This window comes from Arthrobacter sp. Soil_C_60, from assembly GCF_057656375.1.
In genome coordinates, this window is record NZ_JBDGKM010000002.1 from 216,748 (window position 1) to 237,403 (window position 20,656).

The window sequence follows — 20,656 nt, forward strand, 5'->3', positions numbered from 1 at the left end:
AGGGATAGGGGTGGGACTGACCGGGGACGCTGACGGTACGCCCGGCTACATGACGCTGTTGAGGAACGCGATGGTCCGGGGATGCTGCGGATTGTCGAGCACCGCCGCCGGCGCGCCCGATTCCACCACCACGCCTCCGTCCATAAAGACGACGTTGTCCGCGGCGCTGCGGGCGAAGCCGATCTCGTGGGTCACGACGATCATGGTCATCCCGTCGGCGGCGAGTGTCCGCATCACGTCGAGAACATCGCCGACAAGCTCGGGATCCAGTGCGCTCGTTGGCTCATCGAACAGCAACAGCTGGGGGTCCATGGCGAGCGCCCGGGCAATCGCAACCCGCTGCTGCTGGCCGCCGGAAAGCTGCGCCGGATAAGCCTTCGCCAAGTGGGCCAGGCCCACCCGGTCCAGCAACTCCATTCCTCGCTTGAGCGCCTGCTGCTTAGGCACCTTCTTCACCCCCACGGGCGCCGCCCAGATGTTCTCCAGGGCGCTCATGTGCGGGAACAGGTTGAAGCGCTGGAACACCATGCCGATGCTGCGGCGTTGCCGGGCCACTTCGCGTGGATTCATTTCGAAAACCCGGTCCTGGCGCTGGGCGTAGCCGATCAGTTCGCCGCCCACGGAAATGCGTCCGCCGTCGATCCTTTCCAAATGGTTGATGCAGCGCAGGAACGTGGACTTGCCGGAACCGGAGGGGCCCAGGAGGCACATGACCTCACCGGCATTGACGGTCAGCGAGATGCCTTTCAGCACCTCCACGCTGCCGTACTGCTTGCGGACGTTGCTGGCAACCAGGAGCGGCGTCGTCGCCGCGGCGACGGGTTCGGGCCGGTGGGTTGCGAGGGCGTCAGTCATTGACTGGTCCTTTCGAGTCTGGCTGCTTGCCTTTGCGGAACGAGGACACAATCCGGCCCAGCGGCGTGGGGCCCTGCTGCCGCGCGTTTCCGCGGCCGTAGTGCCGTTCCAGGTAGTACTGCGGCACGGACAGCACCGAGGTCAGGAAGAGATACCAGCAACTAACGACGACGAGAAGCTCCACCTGGCGGAGGTTCTGCGAGGAGATCTGGGTGGCCACGGTGTAAAGCTCAAGAACCGCGATGACGGACAGCAGGGACGTGTTCTTCAGCATCGAGATGGTCTCGTTGCCCATCGGCGGAATGATCACGCGCATCGCCTGCGGCAGCACCACCCGGAAGAGGGTGAACGCCGGAGACATGCCGAGCGAGGCCGCGGCCTCGTGCTGGCCTGCATCCACCGAGACCAGCCCGCCCCTGATGATCTCCGCCGAATACGCCGCCTGGTTCAGGGTCATGGCCAGCAGCCCTGCGGTGAATGCCGGCACCAGCGTGTTGGTGTCTACCGAGAACACCGTGAAGTCCGTGAACGGGACGCCCAGGGATATCTGCGAATACAGCAGTCCCAGGTACCCCCAGAAGACAATCTGGATCAGCAGCGGGGTGCCGCGGAATACCCAGACGTAGAACCAGGCGAAGGCGTTCATCACGGGGTTCTTCGACAGCCGCATCACCGCCAGCAGCACGCCGAGGACCGTCGAGACCAGCATGGAAACGACGGTCACCACCAGGGTGAGGCCGATTCCGCTGAGGATCCGCGGGTGGAAAACGTAGCTGCTGATGGTGCCGTGGTCGATGTTGGGGTTGGTCCACAGGGACGAGAAGAGAGCGACAAACCCCAGGGCCAGTGCCCCCGCGACGATCCACCGCCACGGGTGCCGCAAGGGAACAGCGACGACGTCGTCGACTGTGCTGGCGGTGGTGCCCCCGTTTTCTGGTGCGTGCCGGGCGGGGAGGGTGCTCACCTGCTTCATGGTTTGGTTCCGCCCAGGTTGAGCCCGGTTTCCTTGACCGTGTAATCGGACAGGTCGTACTTCGCCAGGATCTCGTCGTAGGTGCCGTCGGCGATGACCGCCTCGAGGGCTGCGAGGATGGCCTGGCTTAGTTCCTTGTCCTCCTTGAGGATGCCGATCCCGGTGTAGACGGGGTTGTAGCCGGCCGGATTCGCCGGGTCCTTCACGATGCCGAAGATCTTGCCGTCCCCGGCGGTCTTGGCGGCATAGGCTGCCACCGCGGAATCGACGACGTCGGCGGAGGCCTTGCCGGAACGGACGGCTGTCTGCACATCGGTTTCCAGCGGGAGCTCGGCAACGTTCACCGGCTCGGAGCCCTTGTCTTTGCACTGCTGGTCATAGCTGCGGAGGATCTCCCCCTGCACCGTCGCCTTCTGCACGGCGACGTTCTTGCCACACAGGTCCAGCACGGTGGTGATGTTCTCCGGATTGCCCTCCGGGACCAGGATGGAGAACCCGGCGTGGAGGTAGTCCACAAAGTCCAGGGTCTCCTGCCGCTCAACCGTGTCATTCATGCCGGACATGATGATGTCGTTCTTGCCGGACTGCAGTGACGGGATGATGCTGTCGAACGCCTGCGTCTGCAGTTCCAGCCGCACGCCCAGCTTGGCGCCCATCGCTTGGGCAAGGTCGTAATCCAGGCCCGTGAGTTGCTGGTTTTCATCGAACATCTCCAGCGGCGGATAGGGAATGTCCGATGCCACCTTGATTACTCCGGCCGATTTGTATTCCTCCGGCAGGGCCGCTGCGGCGGCGGGGTCGATGTCGGCGGTGGAGATCGGCTGCGGCTCTGCAGCCGGGGCGGCTCCTCCTGCACACCCGGTGAGCCCGACGAGGAGGCTCAGGCTTGCGACGCCGAGGACGTGACGCACGCTGACTGCTCGATTTTTGTGGCGCATTGTTTACTCCTGGTGTTGGGTGTAGGTCAGGCCTGGCTAGGTTTGGTCAGCCGGTACCAGCCGGTCCGGGTGACTCCGGTGGCGCTGTAGCCGGAGGCAAAGGCGGATTCGAAGATCCCGCGGATCGTCAACCGCCACTGGCTTGCTTCGTCCGGATTCGCGGCACGCAAGGCGACGATGTCCTGCGGTGCCCGGCACCAGAGGACGCCCGGTGTTTCGCGGAGCAGCGGACCGGAGTCCGGGCCGTATTCGAGGATGTGGACAAGGTCGGATTGGGGCAGTTGCGGTTCTTCGACTACGCCTTCGCTGCAGTTGATGCTCCGTGTGGAGGTCAGCGGCCAGACGGCAACGAGCCGATCGCTTTCGTCGTTGGCGTTGATATCGTCTTGCATCTCGCCATAGAAATCGCGGGCGTACTCCGTGGCGTGGGCACCGAGTTTCGTGAGGTTGAAGCGCGCGTTGCGGCTGACCAGTGGGTCGAAGGTCCAGGTCATGGTGTCGATCCCGCGGGCAAGGGACCAGGACCGCTGATGTTGTTTGAGTGCGAAACCCACACCCTTGTCCGCCGTGCCGGGCAGGACGCCGGCGATCAGCGAGTAGGTTGTCCGCCCTCCCGGCGAGACGATGCCAACGGCCGCCCCGCACAGCGCGCCGTCCGTCCGGTAGGCGGCGGAAACGTTGCAGCCGGCGTGGGAGATGCTCCGCAGGAGATCGAAGGGAACCGGCGCACCATGGGGAGACATTCCCCAGATGGAGATAAGCAACTCTTCAACATCGCGGAGTCTTTCGCGGTCGTGTTCATCGACGACACGGACGCCGGCTCTGGCGGCGGCAGCGGCACCGGCTTCCTCGGCTTGGCGTGCTGCCGGATTGGCTTCAACTGTAAGTGACATGCGTCAACTATGGTCTGAGAGGGCTCGCCATGACTTCAGCGCCCGGCACCAACCTTCGTCCTTTGTCTTGTGGCCCAGCACAAGCCGCCGGTAATGTGCACATGGTGGTCACTCTCGCGAAAACCCCGGACAGCATCGACTTGTCCGACCTCCTGCAAGTCCTGGAGCGGTCCGGCCTGCTGGTCCGCTCGTACGGCAACTCCCCCAAGCTGTCTCTGACAAGCCCTGCCCTCTACGACCCGCTCGCGCCCCTCGAAGGATTCCGCGGCGAGATCCTGTTGGGAATAGGCCTCCATCCTGCAGATCCAGGAACCAACGACGTCGTTCGAATCGCTGCGAGCGCCGGGTTCGGAGCGATCGTCCTGAAGCAGCTTTCCCAGGACATCGACGAACTCGTCGATACCGCCGAACAGGTCGGCATCGCCCTGCTGGTGGTGGACGACGCCGTCGGCTGGCGGCAGCTCTACGCCCTTCTGGAATCGGCGCTGAGTACCGCGGCAGAAACCAGCAGGTCGCCTTCGCCGTTGGGGGCAGGTGACCTGTTTGCCTTGGCCAATGCCATCGCCGCCATGGTCGGTGGCGCCACCACCATCGAAAACATACAGGAACAGGTACTGGCCTACTCTGCCCTCCCCGATCAGCCCATCGACGAAGACCGACGGAACGGAATCCTGGGGCGGCAGGTTCCCTACCTGCCGGAGAACGCCGAGCAATACGCCTCCGTATTCCAGTCCCGCGGCGCCGTACACATCAAAGGGATCGGCACCGCACTGGACCGATTGGCAATCGCCGTCCGGGCAGGGAACCAACCGCTGGGTTCCATCTGGGTTGTCGACGCTGACGGAGGCCTGGATTCCGAGGCGGAGCAGGCACTGGAGCGCGCTGCCGATATCGCTGCCCTGCACATGTTGCGTGCCCGCAGCGCCAACGATCTGGCCCGGCAGCAACGGGCAGAGCTCCTTCGCCGACTCTTGGAAGGCGGCGACGACGTCCAACTCATCGCGGAACAACTTGGACTCAAGCCCTCGGGGCCGTTCGTTGTCGTCGCTTTCCAGCCGCAACTCGATCAAGCCGACGAAATCTCCCTGCTCCGCCTCGTAGACCTTGTCACCACACAATGTGAGTCCCACCGACAAGGCGCGCACTGCGTCCTCATCGGCACCACCATCTATGCCCTCTTCACCGACGCTGCCGCGTCGGCTCTGGCGTCCATCGAGACCCTGGCCCGCCGCCTAATCGAGCGGTCCGCCGCCACCTTGCCGGTCCAGCTACGGGCGTCCACTGGCTCTAGCGTCGCTACCGTCGCGGGCATCAGCCGTTCACGGCACGACGCCGACCTCGTTCTGTTGATGCTCGCTTCCGGCCGCAGCGCCGGTGACTTTGCCAGCGCCCGGAAAGTTCGCAGCCGCCTGACACTGCTCGAACTCGCTGCACAGTTCCGGAACACCCCGCGGCTCATGTCCCCGGCCGCAACCCAGATCGTGGAGTTCGATGCCAAGTCCGGCACCGACTATGCCAAGACGTTGCGCACCTACCTCGATTTATCGCGCGATTCCGCCAAAACTGCCGCCGCTCTGTCGCTGCATCAGAACACCCTCCGCTATCGTCTCCGGCGCCTCAGCGAACTCTTTGGCATTGATCTGGACCAGCCCGAAGACACCCTGGTTCTGTGGCTCAGCCTGCACCTTCAGGAGTTGCTCTGACCATGCGGAAACAATCCGCGTGCCCACCCTGCTTCGAATACAGAACATGACCGCAACACCAGCCATCCGCATTGGCATTGCCGATTCCATGGAATTGGCTTTGGCTCGTCGTTCCGCCGCGGAAACACTCGCAGACCTAGTACGGGCCTGGAATACCCCCGTGCCAGAGGCCGTCGTGGCCGCGGCGAGGAAACATTTGGCCGTGGCCGAATCCTGGGCCAAGCTCCGCCGCGAAGCGCCTGAAGCAGAATGAGGCCAGGCTGTTCTTCAGCACGCATCCACCTGCTACCCCGCAATCCATGAGTCATCGCTTCCCGTCGGGCCTTTGCACGCCGCGGCGGAACGGATATCCGAAGCACCAACGGATCCGCCACGTGCAGACTCCTCGAAGCCAGCGACCGCATGAGTCTCATGTACAGCCAACAGGCAAATCCGGCCACTGTCACTCCGAGGTGGAACGGGACTCCGCTGCCTGACTCACTTCGGCTGAGGACGGCAACCTGCTGGGACTCGGCAACAACGGCGACACAGTCGACATCCTGCCGCCAGAACAGCATGGAGAATCTCGGGTCGGTCAACCTGCGGTAGAACTATGTTTAGGCCCCGCCAACCTGCAATGTTCAACGTCACCACGACTGTCAACAACGTGATGGTCTGCGGACCCGCACCCCGTGATTGCCGAGACCCTCCGCTGCATCGCCAGCGCCAGGAACAGCCTGCGAACCGTCGGCACTCGGCAGCCACAGTCGAATCCGAGCGCCGCGGTCACCCACATCACCGGCAAACCGCCTGCACCATCCCTGTCAATGAAACCGGTGCCTTGGCCAAGGGGAATCTAAGGCCGCAGCTCACGGAGACTGCAATTCCAGACTAAAACCTACGGCTGCTAGCTTCACCGACTAGCGCGACGAATTCCGTTCAATGATGATCCCTTCGGCAGGTTAAGACAATGCGAATTGACAAGACTTGAAATGCTTGACGTAGACGATGACCCCGGGGCCCCTAGACAACCCGAGGATGGAAGAATCTACGAGCTGCTGATCCATACTTGGAACAAACGGTTAGTGACTCTCGGAAGGAAGTTCATGACGTTGCCACCAAGCGACGGGACGCAGCCCGTAATCCAATTCCATGTTCACCAGCATGAGACGCCCCATCCTACTTTTAGCCACTACCCTTCAGCTGTGCTTGTCCAGGACAAGTGGGATGACTTCACCTACAAAACACTGTTTCACGCAAAGCTTTACCTAAGTAGGTCCAAAGTTATCGACCTTGGCCCCGTCAAAATACTGCAATACGACTACGGCCCGGAAGACAATAAAACAAAGCCGCCGACTAAGTTTTCTTCGCTAGGGCCAAATTATTGTTCACTCGCGAACAGCATTGACTATTACGAGCAGCTGAAGGAGGTTCCATCGTCCATACGAGCAGCGTACTTAGGCGGCATGCAGGATGTAGTCTTCAATTCTTCTATACGGAGTAAATTCATCAACCGACCTGGATTCTCCGAGTCTCTACTCCGAAACCCCTCGGCAGAGATAGCCCTAAAATATTCGGGCTTCCTGGCACGTGCCGAAGATTTTACGCAAGATATCGATCTCGTTTATAGAACAATAGACGGGGCACTGCTGCCTCTTCGTTTCAGCAAAGACTCCTACCTTCCTGGTCGAATAAATTGCGTGATTGGCTACAACGGCGTCGGTAAGACGATGCTACTGGCTGGAATTGCACAAGTAGCTTCCTCTGGCCAAAGTCGCCGAATCAAGAAGGACATAACGGAAACTTATGGCAGCTTCACAGACATGAGCATTCGCTTCCCTGCGACCGTAGCGATTTCATACAGCGCTTTCGATACATTCGAGATTCCGAGACCGAATGAAAAAGACGGAGAAATAGTCGAGAAATTTGGCTATAGATATTGCGGACTCCGAAAACAGGATCACAAAACCCAGTCAAGTTCCGACGAGCTTAAGTCCGAAAATGACAGGCTAGTTGAGCTAGAAGAAGCTCTTGGTAATATCAGAACGGATTCAAGAAGAGCTGCTCTTGCCGCTGCCCTCGAACCACTATTTGAGGAGCCTTCTTTTCGGCGAGCTAACATTAGGATCGACTTCTACAGCATAGGTTGGCAGAATAAGTTTAAGCCGCTTAGTAGCGGACACCAGATCGCCCTTGCCATTGTTGTTAATTTGGTCGCACATCTGCGCATAGGGTCACTTGCCCTTATTGATGAGCCGGAATCACATTTGCACCCCCCGCTGCTTGCGGCGCTAATGAAAGGAATACGCCGTGCACTAGCTTCAACTTCATCATTCGCAGTGATCGCAACTCATTCGCCGGTCGTCCTTCAAGAAATCCCGCGATCTCACGTCCACATACTCCGACGCACGGAAAACTTGAGAGAATTTGTTCAGCCAAGGCGAGAAACCTATGGCGAAAACTTAGGCACTTTGACCGAAGAAGTCTTCAATTTAGATAATTCGGAAGGAAGTTTTGAAGGAACGCTCAGAACAATGGCCACTAAACTCGAACCAGCGCAAATAGAGCGGTTGTTTCCGTTGGGCATAAGCAGCCAAGCTCGTGCACTGTTGATGCAAATGGGGGTCCGCTTTAACAGATGACTACCATTAAAAGACCTGCTTATGATTCTATCGGTGTCTTAAAGACCGCAATACCATTAAGAAGCAAGACGAGCAAAGCTGCGCTCGAATCTTCCTTTTCTACCATTGAATTGGCTTATGAGACGTATGATCGGCATAAGGGAGATTCTTCTCGAATTGTTCCTTTACCAGAGTTGGAAGAAGACCTTGTATCAGCGTTGAAGAATAATTACAACAGTCTTTCGGATGAAAGACTCGCCAGCCCGACTATCCGCGGCATACTGATGGCGTCTGCAGAAGTATGCCCGTATTGTGATTTTGGAGAAGTTGATCAGCTGGATCATGTGTTGCCGAGCTCAATTTGGCCTGAATTTTCGATTCATATAAGCAATTTGGTGCCGACGTGCGGAAAATGCAACCGAATTAAGCTGGATAAGAGTTTCCACGATTTGTCGTGGGCATTCCTTCACCCGTATTTCGACTCCTTCCCCACTACGCAGATACTCTTTGCGCAACCAATAATCAGTGGCTCAAATATCACATACAGCTTTTCGATTCAGAATCACGAGTCGGTAGATAGCAACCTATATCTCAGGATTGAGAAGTCCTTCGAGCTATTTGAGCTTCCTTTTCGCCTTGGCAAAAAAGCCGTCTATGCAATGGGGAACCGTGCCGGGAGACTTCGGAACTTATATCATCAAGGCGGGCGTACCGAAGTCCATAATTATCTTTCTTCTGAGGCGCAATACCTATCAGCTCTGAGGGGAGCGAACCATTGGGAAGCTGTGCTCTGCGCCGGTCTAGCTTTGGATGAAGAGTACTGCCAATTTCAGAATTGGTTGTAGCTGGCCGCTCCGGGGAAAGGCTCGGGTAGGAATTTGGTTAACTACTTATTTACGATCCCGATCTGTCTGCAATAGCTTCTACCCCCTAAACACCGCGTCGATGACGCCTTGGGCCCATTCGAGGACGGCTTGGTCGGAGAGGTCGCGGCCGCCAATGCGGGAGGTTTTGGGCTTGGGGATGAGGATGAAGTCGAGGTTGGGTTTGACCTGGGATCCGGGGTACATGCGGTTCAGGCGCATGGTCTTGGACTCGGGCAGCGAGGCGGGGGCAAACTTGATGAAGTTGCCCTGCAACGCTACGTCGGTCAGGCCAACCTCTCGGGCACCAACCCGGAAGCGCGCCACGGCGATGAGGTTCTGCACGGGCAGGGGCGGCTCACCGTAGCGGTCGGTCAGTTCCTCGACCACCTCGTCGATCCCTTCAAGCGTGGTAGCTGAAGCGAGCTTGCGGTAGGCCTCCAGTCGCAGCCGCTCCCCCGGAACATAGTCGTGCGGGAGGTGGGCGTTGACTGGCAGCTCGATCTTCATCTCGGCGGCCTTCTCCTCGGCTTCGCCGCGGTAGTCGGCCACGGCCTCGCCGACCAGCCGGATGTAGAGGTCGAACCCGACGCCCTGGATGTGGCCGGACTGCTCCCCACCCAAGAGATTGCCGGCGCCGCGGATCTCGAGGTCCTTCAGGGCCAATTGCATGCCGGCGCCGAGCTCGTTGTGGGAGGCCACGGCCTTGAGCCGCTCCAGCGCCACCTCGCCCAGCGGCTTCTCCGCCGGGTACAGGAAGTAGGCGTAGGCCCGCTCGCGGCCACGGCCCACCCGGCCGCGAAGCTGGTGTAGCTGGGACAGTCCGTAGTTGTCCGCCCGGTCCACGATCAGCGTGTTGGCGTTGGAGATGTCCAGGCCGGTTTCGATGATCGTCGTACAGACCAGGACGTCGAAGCGCTTTTCCCAGAAGTCCACGATGATCTGCTCGAGCTTGGACTCGCTCATCCGCCCGTGCGCCACTTCAACCCGGGCCTCGGGCACCAGCTCACGGATGCGGGCGGCGGTGGCATCAATCGAGGAGACCCGGTTGTGCACGAAGAACACCTGGCCTTCGCGCATCAGCTCGCGCCGGATGGCCGCGGAGGCCTGCTTGTCCGTGTACCCGCCCACGTAGGTCAGCACGGGGTGCCGCTCCTCCGGCGGCGTGGCCAAAGTGGAGGTTTCGCGGATCCCGGTCAGCGACATCTCCAAGGTCCGTGGAATCGGCGTCGCACTCATGGCCAGGACGTCCACATTGGTGCGCATCTTTTTCAGCGCCTCCTTGTGCTCCACGCCGAAGCGCTGCTCCTCGTCCACGATGACCAGGCCCAGATCCTTGAAGTCCACTTCCTTGGACAGCAGCCGGTGCGTGCCGATGATCACGTCCACCGTGCCGTTCTTCACGCCCTCGATGGTCTCCTTGGATTCCTTGGCGGTCTGGAAGCGTGAGAGCGCCTTGACCCGGATGGGGAAACCGCTGAACCGTTCGGAGAAGGTCTCGTAGTGCTGCTGCGAGAGCAGGGTGGTGGGCACCAGCAGCGCCACCTGCTTGCCGTCCTGCACCGCCTTGAACGCGGCACGCACGGCGATCTCGGTCTTGCCGTAGCCCACGTCACCGGAGACCAGGCGGTCCATGGGGATCTCGCGCTCCATGTCCTGCTTGACCTCGTTGATGGTGGTTAGCTGGTCCGGCGTCTCGATGTACGGAAACGCCTCCTCCAGCTCGCGCTGCCACGGGGTGTCCGGGGCGAAGGCATGCCCGCGCGAGGCCATCCGCGCCGAGTACAGCCGGATGAGCTCGCCGGCGATCTCCTTGACTGCCTTGCGCGCCTTGTTCTTGGTGTTGGCCCAGTCCGAGCCGCCCATCTTGGACAGCGCGGGGGCGTCGCCGCCGACGTAGCGGGTGACCTGGTCCAGCTGGTCCGTGGGCACAAACAGCCGGTCCCCCGGAGCCCCGCGTTTGGACGGCGCGTACTCCAGCACCAGGTATTCGCGCATAGTTTTGGTGGGGCCGGCCCCGGAAGAGCGCTGGAGCAGCTCCACGAACTTGCCCACGCCGTGCTGCTCGTGCACCACGAAGTCACCCGCGGTCAGTTGCAGAGGATCGACGGCGTTGCGCCGCTTCGAGGGCATTTTTCGCATGTCCCGGGTGCCGGCAGCCGAGGTCCGGCCCAGCAGGTCCGCCTCGGTGAGCAGGCCGAGCTTCAACCCGTCGAAGACGAACCCCTTGCCCGCACTCGCCGTCGTAATTTCGATGATGCCCGGCTGCGGCTCGTCCTCGAGGGAGTCGACGCGGGTGGCGGGAATGTCATTGTCGTGGAAGAGCTCGGCGAGGCGCTGCGCGGGGCCGGGGCCTTCGGTGGCGACGACGACGCGCCACTGGTCGCGGACGCGGCCGCCGATGAACTCCATCATTTCCGCCACGTCGCCCTGGTAGCCGCGGGGTTCGCGCGCGCTGACGGTCAGCGTGTCCACGTCCAGTACGGTTTCATCGTCCGGGTTGAAGGAGGTGATGGACCACCAGGAGACCTTGCGGTCCAGCGCGGTGGTGCGGGTGTCCGCCAGGGAGCGGAAGCTAGCCTCGTCCAGGTTGCCCTGCAGCGCCAGATCCAACGGCGCGTCGCCGCCGTCCGACGCCGTGGCCCACGCCGCGGCGAGGAACTCCGCGTTGGTCGCTTCCAGATCGTGGGCGCGGGCGCGCACCTTTTCCGGCTCAATAACGACGGCGAGGGAGCCCTCGGGCAGCTCGCCCAGGAACGGGACCATGGCGTCCACCAGCACCGGGGCTAGCGATTCCATGCCCTCGACCGCGATGCCGCCGGCAATCTTCTCCAACATGTCCGCCGCGGCCGGCATCTGGGACTTCAGCTTGGCCGCCCGGCTCATCACGTCCGGGGTGATCAGCAGCTCCCGGCACGGCGGGGCGTACAGGGCGCTGGGGTGCTTGACGTTTTCGCCCGAGAGGCTGCGCTGGTCCGCCACCGCGAACCAGCGCATCTGGTCCACCTCGTCGCCGAAGAAGTCGATGCGCACCGGATGGTCCTCGGTGGGCGGGAAGACATCCAGGATGCCGCCGCGCACCGCGAACTCGCCCCGGTGCGTGACCATGTCCACGCGCGCGTAGGCGGCATCGGCCAGCTGCCGGACCACGGATTCGAAGGAGACCTCGTCCCCCACCTTCAACGACACCGGCTTCAGCTCGCCCAGGCCCTTGACCAGCGGCTGCAGCACCGCGCGCACCGGCGCGATCACCACGCGGAGCGGGCTGGCGCCGTCGTCGTACTTGAGCCGGCGCAGCACGGACAGACGCCGGCCCACCGTGTCCGAGCGAGGGGAAAGCCGCTCGTGCGGGAGCGTTTCCCAGCTGGGGAACTCCTCGATGGCCTCCGCCGGCAGGTAGCAGCGCAGCGCCGTGGCCAGATCCTCGGTCTCCCGTCCGGTAGCGGTGACCGCAAGAACGACGCCGGAATCCTGTCCCGCGACCATCTCCGCCAGCAACGCCGCACGCAGTCCGGGAGGAGCCCCGATCTGTAGATCCTCGCTTCGCTCCCCCGCCGGCCGGGACGCGTAAAGCCGTACCCGCTCGAAGGACTTGTCTTCGGCGAGGGCAGTCCGCAGTCCGTTCAGGCTCATGGTCTTCTATCCTTAACTCTTCCCCGGGCAGGGCGCAACACGAATACCCGAAGTTCAGCAGAACTCCGGGGTCACGGGTAAAAGTTTACCGCCCGCGACTGACGTTCTGAGCCGGGAGCTTGGACAGGGAATCAATAGCCTGGGCCTGGCCGGAATGCGGGCAGGCTCTTCCCAGCGCTGCCCGCACCCCGTTTAAGCACAACCTGCAGAGACAGCTGCGAATGGTCCGGGCAAGGGGCGTCAGGACTGTGTCTCTGTAGGAATGCGCTGTCAGACAGTATTTGGCCAACACCTCAAGGACAGCGCCTGCGCCAGCTCAGTATTTCCTCAAAAATTCGAGGTCAGCGCGAGCGGATAAAACGGATTCGATCCAGCCGTTCGATTTTCTTGGCGTCGAGCTCTCCACCTCCGCTCCGACTACCGTTATGCTCGGTCGTGGGGCCGCTTCCGCCGGCCGCCGGCCGTAGCTACGAATGCTAAGGGGATTCCGGAGAATGCGCGAAAAAGAAGTATGGAACCGAGCGCTGGACTACGACTATGAGGGTCCACGGGCCGAAGGGGACCGGGCCCTTTATGACCTGTTGATGCTGGACAACGTCGCCCAGAACGGTGGCCTGCTACACGGGATCCAGGTTCTCGATGAGGATGAGCTCGCCGCCGCGGTGGCGGGCTACCGCTGGTTCGGCCTCGATGCCCTGGCCGACGGCATCGTATCCATAGCCGTCGAAGCCGCAGACATCGATCTCGATGACCCGGACACCTTGGACGCGCAAAGCGAACTGGAGGAGCGCGCGGACGAACTCTTCTTCGGCGAGCAAGGCGGCGACCTCCTGGGCCGGGCGTTCAACAAGAAGCTGACCGATCAGCCGGACGCCTTCGCGGACCCGGCACCTGTCAGCGGGTAGCTCCAGCCAGCTGAAGGGCTCCGATTTCCGCAATGAGTCCAACAAACTGGGACGAGGTTCCCGACGGCGCCCACAGCAGCGAATGGGCCGAGGTGCCCGAAACCGGCTGGGGCATGCTCGCCGCTTGGGCGGCCGGCACGGAAAACGTCTGCAAGCTGCCCGCCGATGACACCGGCCGGGAAGTGCGGGTCACGATTGAAACTGGCGGCGTTACCGAAACGCGGATGGAACCGTTCACAGTGAATGACCGGCAGACTATCGATGAAAGTGTAGAGGACTACCTCCGGGACGCCGGCGTACCGCCCCCGCCGCGAGGATACGTCTGGCTGATGCGGATCCCGCCCGGTGTTCCGTCCGAGGAGGCCCTGTCACGCGAAATCAACCGCGGCATCACGGCGGCCGCCCCCGGAGCCGTAAACCCGGCCGACATCGCATCGATCATGCTGCGGATCGTCGACGTGCTCTACGGGAGGGACTGAGCCGGAGCGTCCCGAACGTCTGGAAAATTGGCTGCTGGCTCCCCCTGCTAACCATCACTGCCGTAGCTGCGAATCGTTGCCGCAAAGCGGGTTCTTTGGCCTGCGAATTAGCCCATTGTGCACCGTGTTTTTGGCGCTTATTCTGATGCCAAGGGCAGGAGCTCGACATGGAAATTACCCTTTACGTTATCGTCCTCGTACTCACCTTCGCCCCTTTTGTGGTGGTGATGCTCGGTCCCAATCTAAGGGAAGACAAACCTGTTACGAGACGCCATCGCTCCGCTTCGAGCATGGCGTCTTCCCACCGGACTAGGGAGAGAATACTCCCGGAAGGGGTTGGGCTCCCACTCCCACTGCCGCAGTCGGGTGTCCGCGGAGGAGCACCAGCGCGGGTGCGGCCAGCCCGGCGGACTGTACGACCCAGGTTCCACCGACATCCGAGAGGTCACGCGCCAGGAACGTGATTAAGTGCCCTCGCCAATTTGGCGGTTCAGGCGGGGGCAGCATCTCGATCATGCTCGAATGTGCCAGCCGGACCCAGGCAATAACGGGTGTCGAGCCGGAGCCTGCGGGTTGGGAAACGTAGGCTCCGGCTCGACCGGCCGTCCGTTCGGGAATCTTCGCTGCTGGGACGGCTATACCTAGTGTCCAATCCATTCACCTGACCGGTAAGCCCCGGACGAGGGACATCTGCACCCCTAGTTTTCGGGATAGTTACGTTCGGCTGTTCCCCGCCGAAACTCCCACCTGCGATTTCATAGCCGTGGCACCTCCGCCGGGGTTAGCATATGCGTGTGCATGTGCCTTGAATCACATGTCCATGCGGGACCCTTTCACCCAGTGGCTGCTTCAAAGGAGTCGTAGATGGGCAATGCCGCCGCCGTGATGACCGGCCTGAACAGCATCGAGATTCAGGAACGCCCGACGCCGGAGCCTGCTCCCGGTCAGGCCGTGATCCGTGTGGAAGCCGTGGGGGTCTGCGGCTCCGACGTCGCCTACTACCGCTACGGAAAGATCGGCCCGTTCGTCGTCGATGGCCCGTTCATCCTGGGCCACGAGGTTTCCGGCGAGGTGGTGGCCGTCGGCGAAGGAGTCGACAATGTCCGCGTTGGTGACCGGGTGGCCGTCGAGCCTGGCACGCCGGACCGCAGCTGCGAAGAATGCCGGGCGGGACGCTACCATCTCTGCCCCAACCTGGAGTTCCTGGCCACCCCGCCCTACGACGGCGCACTGCTGCAGTATCTGGCCATGGATGCCCGCTGCTACTTCCCGATCCCGGATTCGATGAGCTACGAGGACGGCGCGCTGATCGAGCCGCTGTCCGTGGGGCTGTGGGGCTGCCAGCGGGCGAACCTTCAGGCCGGCGATGACGTGCTGATCACCGGCGCCGGCCCGGTCGGCCTGCTCGCCGCCGAAGCTGCGCGGGCCCTCGGCGCGGGCAGCGTCACTTTGACGGACATCTCCGACTACCGGCTCGGTATCGCCGCCGACCATGGGTTCACGGTGGAGAAAAGCGACGCGCCGACCTCGCGGACCTTTGACGTACTGCTGGAATGCTCGGGCGCAAATGGCGTCCTTGCCTCAGCGCTGGGCCGGCTGCACGAGGCCGGGCGGGCCGCTGTCATCGGCATTGCCAAAACCGAAGAGGTGCCGCTGCCTCTGTCCATCCTCAATTGGAAAGAAATCACCATCTCCATGGTGAACCGGTACAACAACACCTGGCCCCTGGGCATCGCCCTGGTTTCGTCCGGCCGGATCAACCTGGAGGGCCTGGTGACGCACAGCTTTTCACTGCCGCAAACCGCGGCCGCACTGGACAACACGTCCACCGAACCCGAATCGCTCAAGGCGATGATCTACCCCCAACAGCTCTGACCGCGGGAGCCGGAATCACAACCAGCCGCAACGGGGCACACCACCAGTACAGAGGAGCACCGATGAAGAAGCACACACGGGGAATCCTGGGCCTCACCACTGCCCTGTTTCTGGCAGCCGGCATGACTGCCTGCGGTGGCGGCGGAGGAGGCGGCGAAGGCGGCGGCGGCGGGAACGGCGGCGAGGCCGAGGGAAAAATCGCCTTCCTGATGCCGGACCGGGCCTCCACCCGCTACGAGCAGCAGGACAGCCCGCTGTTCAAGGCCAAGGTGGAAGAACTCTGTGCCGGCTGCGAGGTGCTCTACCAAAACGCTGACGGTGACGCGAACAAGCAGCAGCAGCAGGCCAACGCCATGATCACCCAGGGCGTCAAGGTCCTGGTCCTCGACCCGGTTGACAGCACCGCTGCCGCCTCGCTGGTCAACACCGCGAAGGGCCAAGGCATCAAAGTCATCACGTACGACCGGCCGGTCCCCGATACAGCGGCCGACTTCTACGTCTCGTTCGACAACAAGGAGATCGGTTCCCTCATCGCCGAAGACCTGGTCAAGAAGCTGGACGCCGACGGCAAGGAGACCGGCGGGGTACTGATGGTCAACGGCTCGCCCACAGACCGGGCTGCACAGCTGATCAAGGAAGGCGCGAAGGAAGCCATCGATGCCAGCGAGCATCCGATTTTGGCATCCTATGACACGCCCGAGTGGCAGCCGTCCAGGGCCCAGGACTGGGTGGCCGGCCAGATCACCCAGTTCGGCGAGGAGATCACCGGCGTCGTAGCCGCCAACGATGGCACCGCCGGTGGCGCCATCGCGGCGCTCAAGGCAGCCGGCGTCTCGCCCTTCCCGCCGGTCACCGGGAACGACGCGGAGGTTGCGGCGATCCAGCGGATCATCAGCGGCGACCAGTACAACACCATCTCCAAGCCGATCAGAATCGTCGCGGAGAAGTCGGCCGAGGTTGCGGTCCAGCTGCTGAACGGCGAAACGCCGGAACCGGACGCCACGCTCTTCGACACCCCGTCGGCGCTGTTCGTGCCAACGGTTGTCACCAAGGAGAACGTCAAGGAAGTGATTTTCGACGGCGGCATCTACGAGGCCTCGGAAGTCTGCACCGGCGAATACACGAAGGGTTGCGACGAGCTCGGCATTGAATAGGACGTCACAGGGAAAGGGAAAGCAGTGTCCACTGTCTCAGCGGAACGCCCGGAGGCAACCGCTCCGGTGCTGTCCATGCGGGGTGTCAGCAAGCACTTCGGTGCCGTCGCCGCCTTGACCGACATCGAGCTGGACGTCCACGCTGGCGAAGTCGTCGCCCTTGTCGGGGACAACGGCGCCGGGAAGTCGACTCTGGTCAAGATTCTCGCGGGCGTGCATCCGCAGGACACCGGAACGGTGAACTTCGACGGCAAGGACGTCACCATCCACACGCCGGTGGATTCCATTCAGCTGGGCATTGCCACCGTGTTCCAGGACCTCGCCCTCTGTGACAACCTCAGCGTCGTCGACAACCTTTTCCTTGGCCGGGAGCTGGGACCATGGCGGCTGAACGAAGTGGAGATGGAAGTCCAGTCCTGGAAGCTACTGCGCCAGCTCTCGGCTAAGATCCCCTCGGTCCGAATCGCCGTGGCCTCCCTGTCCGGCGGCCAGCGGCAGACCGTCGCCATCGCCCGGTCGTTGCTCGGCAGCCCCAAGCTCATCATCCTCGACGAGCCCACGGCTGCCCTCGGCGTGGCGCAGACAGCCGAGGTCCTGAATCTGGTCGAGCGGCTGCGTGAGAACGGCCTCGCGGTGATCATGATCAGCCACAACATGCAGGATGTTAAAGCGGTCGCCGACCGCGTTGCGGTGCTGCGGCTGGGGAAGAACAACGGCACGTTCCGCATGAAGGACGTGTCTACCGACGAACTGATCGCCGCCATCACCGGCGCCACCGACAACGTCGTGACCCAGCGCGCCGCTCAAACCGGCGCCGCAGCCGCCGCCAACGCGGCAGGGACGGCAGGAACGGTGGGCGGGGCTGACCGGCTGGACGGACCAGGTGGAGGTTCGCTGCCGCCCGGCCAAGCCCCCGGAAGCGCCGGGCAACTGGGGTCCGGACCAGCACCGGAAGAAGGAGCCGCACCATGACAACCAATCCAACCAGTCCGGTCGTCCCGGTGGCCACCGATCTGCAGGATGAACGGCTGATCCGAACCGAGGGCTTCAAGGGCGCCGTCAAGGTCGGGATCAACCGGGTCCGCGGCGGCGATTTGGGCGTGCTGCCCATCGTCGTCGGACTGCTGGTTATCTGGAGCATTTTCCAGCTGCTCAATCCCTTCTTCCTCTCCAGCGCCAACCTGGTCAACCTGTTGCTGGAAAGCGCCGCCGTCGGAGTCATCGCGCTGGGCATCGTGTGCGTCCTGCTCGTCGGCGAGATCGACCTGTCCGTCGGCTCGGTCAGCGGCCTATCGGCCGCGATCGTCGGCGTCACCTTCATCAAGCAGGACTGGCCGATCGGGCTGGCGATCCTCACGGCGATGGCCGCCGGTGCTGCTATCGGCCTGGTCTATTCGCTGGTGTACACCAGGTTCGGGGTGCCGTCCTTCGTGATCACGCTGGCTGGCCTCCTCGGCTTCCTCGGCCTGCAGCTGTTTGTGCTCGGTGTCGAGGGCACCATTAACCTGCCGTTCGATTCCTTCCTGGTCTGGTTCGGCCAACAGGCGTTCGTACCGGCATGGCTGTCTTACGTGCTGGCGGTCCTCGGCGTGGCAGGCTTCTTCCTCAGCCAGCTCACGCTCTCCCGTCAGCGGGTCAAGGCAGGCCTGTCGGGCAGACCGATGCGGCTGGTCGTGATGCAGTCGATCCTGTTGGCCGTGATCCTGCTCTTCGCGGTGTGGTACCTGAACCAGGCCCGCGGCGTTGGCTGGATGTTCGTCTTCTTCGCAGCCCTGGTGCTGATGATGCATTACGCCTTCACCCGGACCCGGTGGGGCCGCTCCGTCTACGCCGTCGGCGGCAATCGGGAAGCGGCGCGGCGGGCCGGCATCAGCGTCAACCGCATCTACGTGTCCATCTTCGTTCTGTGTTCGACGTTCGCGGCTGTCGGCGGCATGCTGGCTGCCGGCCGCCTGGCGGCCTCGGCGCAGAGCAGCGGTACCGGCGACGTGAACCTCAATGCGATCGCCGCCGCGGTGATCGGCGGAACCAGCCTGTTCGGCGGCCGCGGGTCCGCATTCTCCGCACTCCTGGGCATCCTGGTGATCCAGTCCATTTCCAGCGGCCTCACACTGCTCAACCTTGAATCTTCGTTCCGTTACATGATCACCGGCCTGGTGCTGCTGCTTGCCGTGATTCTCGACGCCGTCTCACGCAAGTCCCGCACCTCGCACGGCCGCGCCTAGTGACCGGCCGTTTGAGTGACATGTTTCTAGGCATCGACATCGGTACAGGCAGCAGCAAGGCGGTACTGGCCGACGCCGAGGGCCACGTTCTGGACAGCGCAACGGTCACGCATGACGTCGACTACCCGCGGCCTGGTTGGGCCGAGTTCGACGCCGAGGGCGGGGCCTGGGCAGAGGTGGTCCAGCTGTGCCGGGAGCTTTTCTCCAGGAACGACGCCGGGGCTGTCGCCGGCATGTGCGTCAGCGCGATGGGTCCCAGCCTGGTCGTCACGGACGACAACCTGACCCCGCTGCGCCCGGCGATCCTGTACGGTATTGACGCGCGTGCCGTCGTCGAAATCCGCGAGCTCACAGAGGAGTTCGGTGCCGAGGCGATCTTTCGCGATGCCGGGAAAGTCCTGTCCTCGCAGGCCGTGGGACCGAAGCTCCGCTGGCTGCGCAATCGGGAACCGGAGGTCTTCGCCCGTGCGCGGAACTGGCACAGCCTGAACTCTTTCATCCTGGCGAAGCTTACCGGGGAGCTGGTTTTGGACCACCACACTGCCAGCCAGTGCGATCCGCTGTACGACGTCCGGGCTAACCGGTGGCATCCGGAGCGGTACGACGCCGTCGCCGGCCACCTGCCCAAACCCCGGCTGGTCTGGCCAGCCGAAGTAGGCGGCAGCGTGCACCGTCAGGCAGCCGAGGCGACAGGGCTGCCGGAAGGCCTGCCGGTCTGCGCAGGCACGGTCGACGCCTGGGCGGAGGCGTTCAGCGCCGGCGTCCGACAACCGGGCGACCTCATGCTGATGTACGGCTCCACCATGTTCTTTGTCCAGGTCCTCGGGAAGTTCCGCGCCGAACCCAAACTCTGGACCACGGCCGGAGTGGACCCTGGGTCTTTGACGCTGGCCGCTGGGATGTCAACGTCCGGAAGCCTGACCACCTGGTTGCAGCGGCTTTTCGGTGACGTCCCCTTCGAGCAGCTCGTCGCGGAGGCCGCCGCGGTACAGCCGGGATCTGACGGACTGCTGCTGCTGCCCTATTTTGCGGGCGAACGCACGCCTGTTTTCGATCCCGACGCCCGCGGCCTGATTACTGGGCTGTCGCTGCGGCACACTCGGGGCCATCTGTTCCGTGCCGCCTACGAGGGCATCGGCTTTGGTATCCGACAGATCCTGGAGTACCTGGAGAACGCCGGCGAACCGATCCGGCGCGTCGCAGCCGTCGGCGGGGGCACCAAGGCCAGACTCTGGACGGAGATCGTCAGCAACATCACCGGACGCGAACAGCTGGTCCCGGAACAGACCATCGGTGCCAGCTACGGGGACGCGCTGCTCGCCGCCGTCGGAACCGGGGCCGTGCCAGCCGGGACGGACTGGGCCCGGACGGCGGCGACGGTGAAGCCAGATCCGGCGACCGCCCCGCTCTACGAAAAGCTGTACGCCACCTATGGTCACCTGTACCCATCGAACCGTGAGCACATGCACGTACTCGCCGCCCTGCAGGAGCCGGCGGACGAGTAGGCGGTCCGAACTGCCACCAGCACTGATGCCTGTCAGGCAGGACCTAGTTCCGGTG

General features: G+C 62.8%; 16 protein-coding genes. 11 read left to right on the forward strand and 5 right to left on the reverse strand.

Annotation, left to right across the window (positions count from 1 at the left end; all coding sequences use genetic code 11):
• Positions 1 to 45: 45 nt before the first annotated feature.
• From AC3A4M_RS04735 to AC3A4M_RS04750, 4 genes are read right to left on the reverse strand one after another with little or no spacing between them, the layout of a single operon-like run.
• Positions 46 to 855, reverse strand: a complete 810-nt coding sequence (locus AC3A4M_RS04735; protein ID WP_498734262.1) for an amino acid ABC transporter ATP-binding protein — start codon at positions 853 to 855, stop codon at positions 46 to 48.
• Positions 848 to 1,819 carry an amino acid ABC transporter permease gene (locus AC3A4M_RS04740; protein WP_498734263.1) on the reverse strand — a complete coding sequence of 324 codons (972 nt, stop codon included), beginning with the start codon at positions 1,817 to 1,819 and terminating at the stop codon, positions 848 to 850. The genes AC3A4M_RS04735 and AC3A4M_RS04740 overlap by 8 nt, the downstream gene beginning before the upstream one ends.
• A 5-nt stretch (positions 1,820 to 1,824) precedes the next feature.
• Positions 1,825 to 2,766: an ABC transporter substrate-binding protein gene (locus tag AC3A4M_RS04745; protein ID WP_498734264.1), complete on the reverse strand. Its 942-nt coding sequence runs from the start codon at positions 2,764 to 2,766 to the stop codon at positions 1,825 to 1,827.
• A gap of 26 nt (positions 2,767 to 2,792) precedes the next feature.
• Positions 2,793 to 3,659 carry a GNAT family N-acetyltransferase gene (locus AC3A4M_RS04750; RefSeq protein ID WP_498734265.1) on the reverse strand — a complete coding sequence of 289 codons (867 nt, stop codon included), beginning with the start codon at positions 3,657 to 3,659 and terminating at the stop codon, positions 2,793 to 2,795.
• A gap of 101 nt (positions 3,660 to 3,760) precedes the next feature.
• Here AC3A4M_RS04750 and AC3A4M_RS04755 point away from each other — a divergent pair, with 101 nt between their 5' ends.
• The 4 genes from AC3A4M_RS04755 to AC3A4M_RS04770 all read left to right on the forward strand — a co-directional run bounded on the left by AC3A4M_RS04755 (position 3,761) and on the right by AC3A4M_RS04770 (position 8,807).
• Positions 3,761 to 5,362, forward strand: coding sequence for a PucR family transcriptional regulator (locus AC3A4M_RS04755; RefSeq protein ID WP_498734266.1), 1,602 nt, complete (start codon positions 3,761 to 3,763; stop codon positions 5,360 to 5,362).
• Positions 5,363 to 5,408: 46 nt separating this feature from the next.
• A complete protein-coding gene (locus tag AC3A4M_RS04760) occupies positions 5,409 to 5,615 on the forward strand; it encodes a hypothetical protein (protein WP_498734267.1) in 207 nt (68 codons plus the stop codon).
• Positions 5,616 to 6,447: 832 nt separating this feature from the next.
• Complete coding sequence (locus AC3A4M_RS04765) at positions 6,448 to 7,983, forward strand: AAA family ATPase (RefSeq protein ID WP_498734268.1); 1,536 nt, start codon at positions 6,448 to 6,450, stop codon at positions 7,981 to 7,983.
• Positions 7,980 to 8,807, forward strand: a complete 828-nt coding sequence (locus AC3A4M_RS04770) for an HNH endonuclease signature motif containing protein (protein ID WP_498734269.1) — start codon at positions 7,980 to 7,982, stop codon at positions 8,805 to 8,807. Before AC3A4M_RS04765 ends, AC3A4M_RS04770 begins: the two co-directional genes overlap by 4 nt.
• 78 nt (positions 8,808 to 8,885) lie before the next feature.
• Here the strand turns inward: AC3A4M_RS04770 and mfd are convergent, their stop codons facing one another.
• Positions 8,886 to 12,458: a transcription-repair coupling factor gene (gene mfd, locus AC3A4M_RS04775; RefSeq protein ID WP_498734270.1), complete on the reverse strand. Its 3,573-nt coding sequence runs from the start codon at positions 12,456 to 12,458 to the stop codon at positions 8,886 to 8,888.
• A gap of 494 nt (positions 12,459 to 12,952) precedes the next feature.
• On the opposite strand from mfd, the gene AC3A4M_RS04780 reads away from it, so the two are divergent.
• From AC3A4M_RS04780 to AC3A4M_RS04810, 7 genes are all read left to right on the forward strand, one after another.
• Positions 12,953 to 13,363, forward strand: a complete 411-nt coding sequence (locus AC3A4M_RS04780) for a hypothetical protein (RefSeq protein WP_498734271.1) — start codon at positions 12,953 to 12,955, stop codon at positions 13,361 to 13,363.
• 32 nt (positions 13,364 to 13,395) lie between these two features.
• Positions 13,396 to 13,842, forward strand: coding sequence for a DUF5956 family protein (locus AC3A4M_RS04785; protein WP_498734272.1), 447 nt, complete (start codon positions 13,396 to 13,398; stop codon positions 13,840 to 13,842).
• A gap of 864 nt (positions 13,843 to 14,706) precedes the next feature.
• Entirely contained in the window at positions 14,707 to 15,717 is a 1,011-nt protein-coding gene (locus tag AC3A4M_RS04790) for an NAD(P)-dependent alcohol dehydrogenase (RefSeq protein WP_498734273.1), read from the forward strand.
• A gap of 62 nt (positions 15,718 to 15,779) precedes the next feature.
• The gene (locus AC3A4M_RS04795; protein WP_498734274.1) at positions 15,780 to 16,871 is read left to right on the forward strand and encodes an ABC transporter substrate-binding protein; all 1,092 of its coding nucleotides are present in this window, start codon (positions 15,780 to 15,782) and stop codon (positions 16,869 to 16,871) included.
• Positions 16,872 to 16,946: 75 nt separating this feature from the next.
• Positions 16,947 to 17,843, forward strand: coding sequence for an ATP-binding cassette domain-containing protein (locus AC3A4M_RS04800; RefSeq protein ID WP_498734784.1), 897 nt, complete (start codon positions 16,947 to 16,949; stop codon positions 17,841 to 17,843).
• The gene (locus AC3A4M_RS04805) at positions 17,840 to 19,096 is read left to right on the forward strand and encodes a sugar ABC transporter permease (protein ID WP_498734275.1); all 1,257 of its coding nucleotides are present in this window, start codon (positions 17,840 to 17,842) and stop codon (positions 19,094 to 19,096) included. Before AC3A4M_RS04800 ends, AC3A4M_RS04805 begins: the two co-directional genes overlap by 4 nt.
• A gap of 20 nt (positions 19,097 to 19,116) precedes the next feature.
• Entirely contained in the window at positions 19,117 to 20,601 is a 1,485-nt protein-coding gene (locus tag AC3A4M_RS04810) for an FGGY-family carbohydrate kinase (protein WP_498734786.1), read from the forward strand.
• Positions 20,602 to 20,656 lie beyond the last annotated feature (55 nt).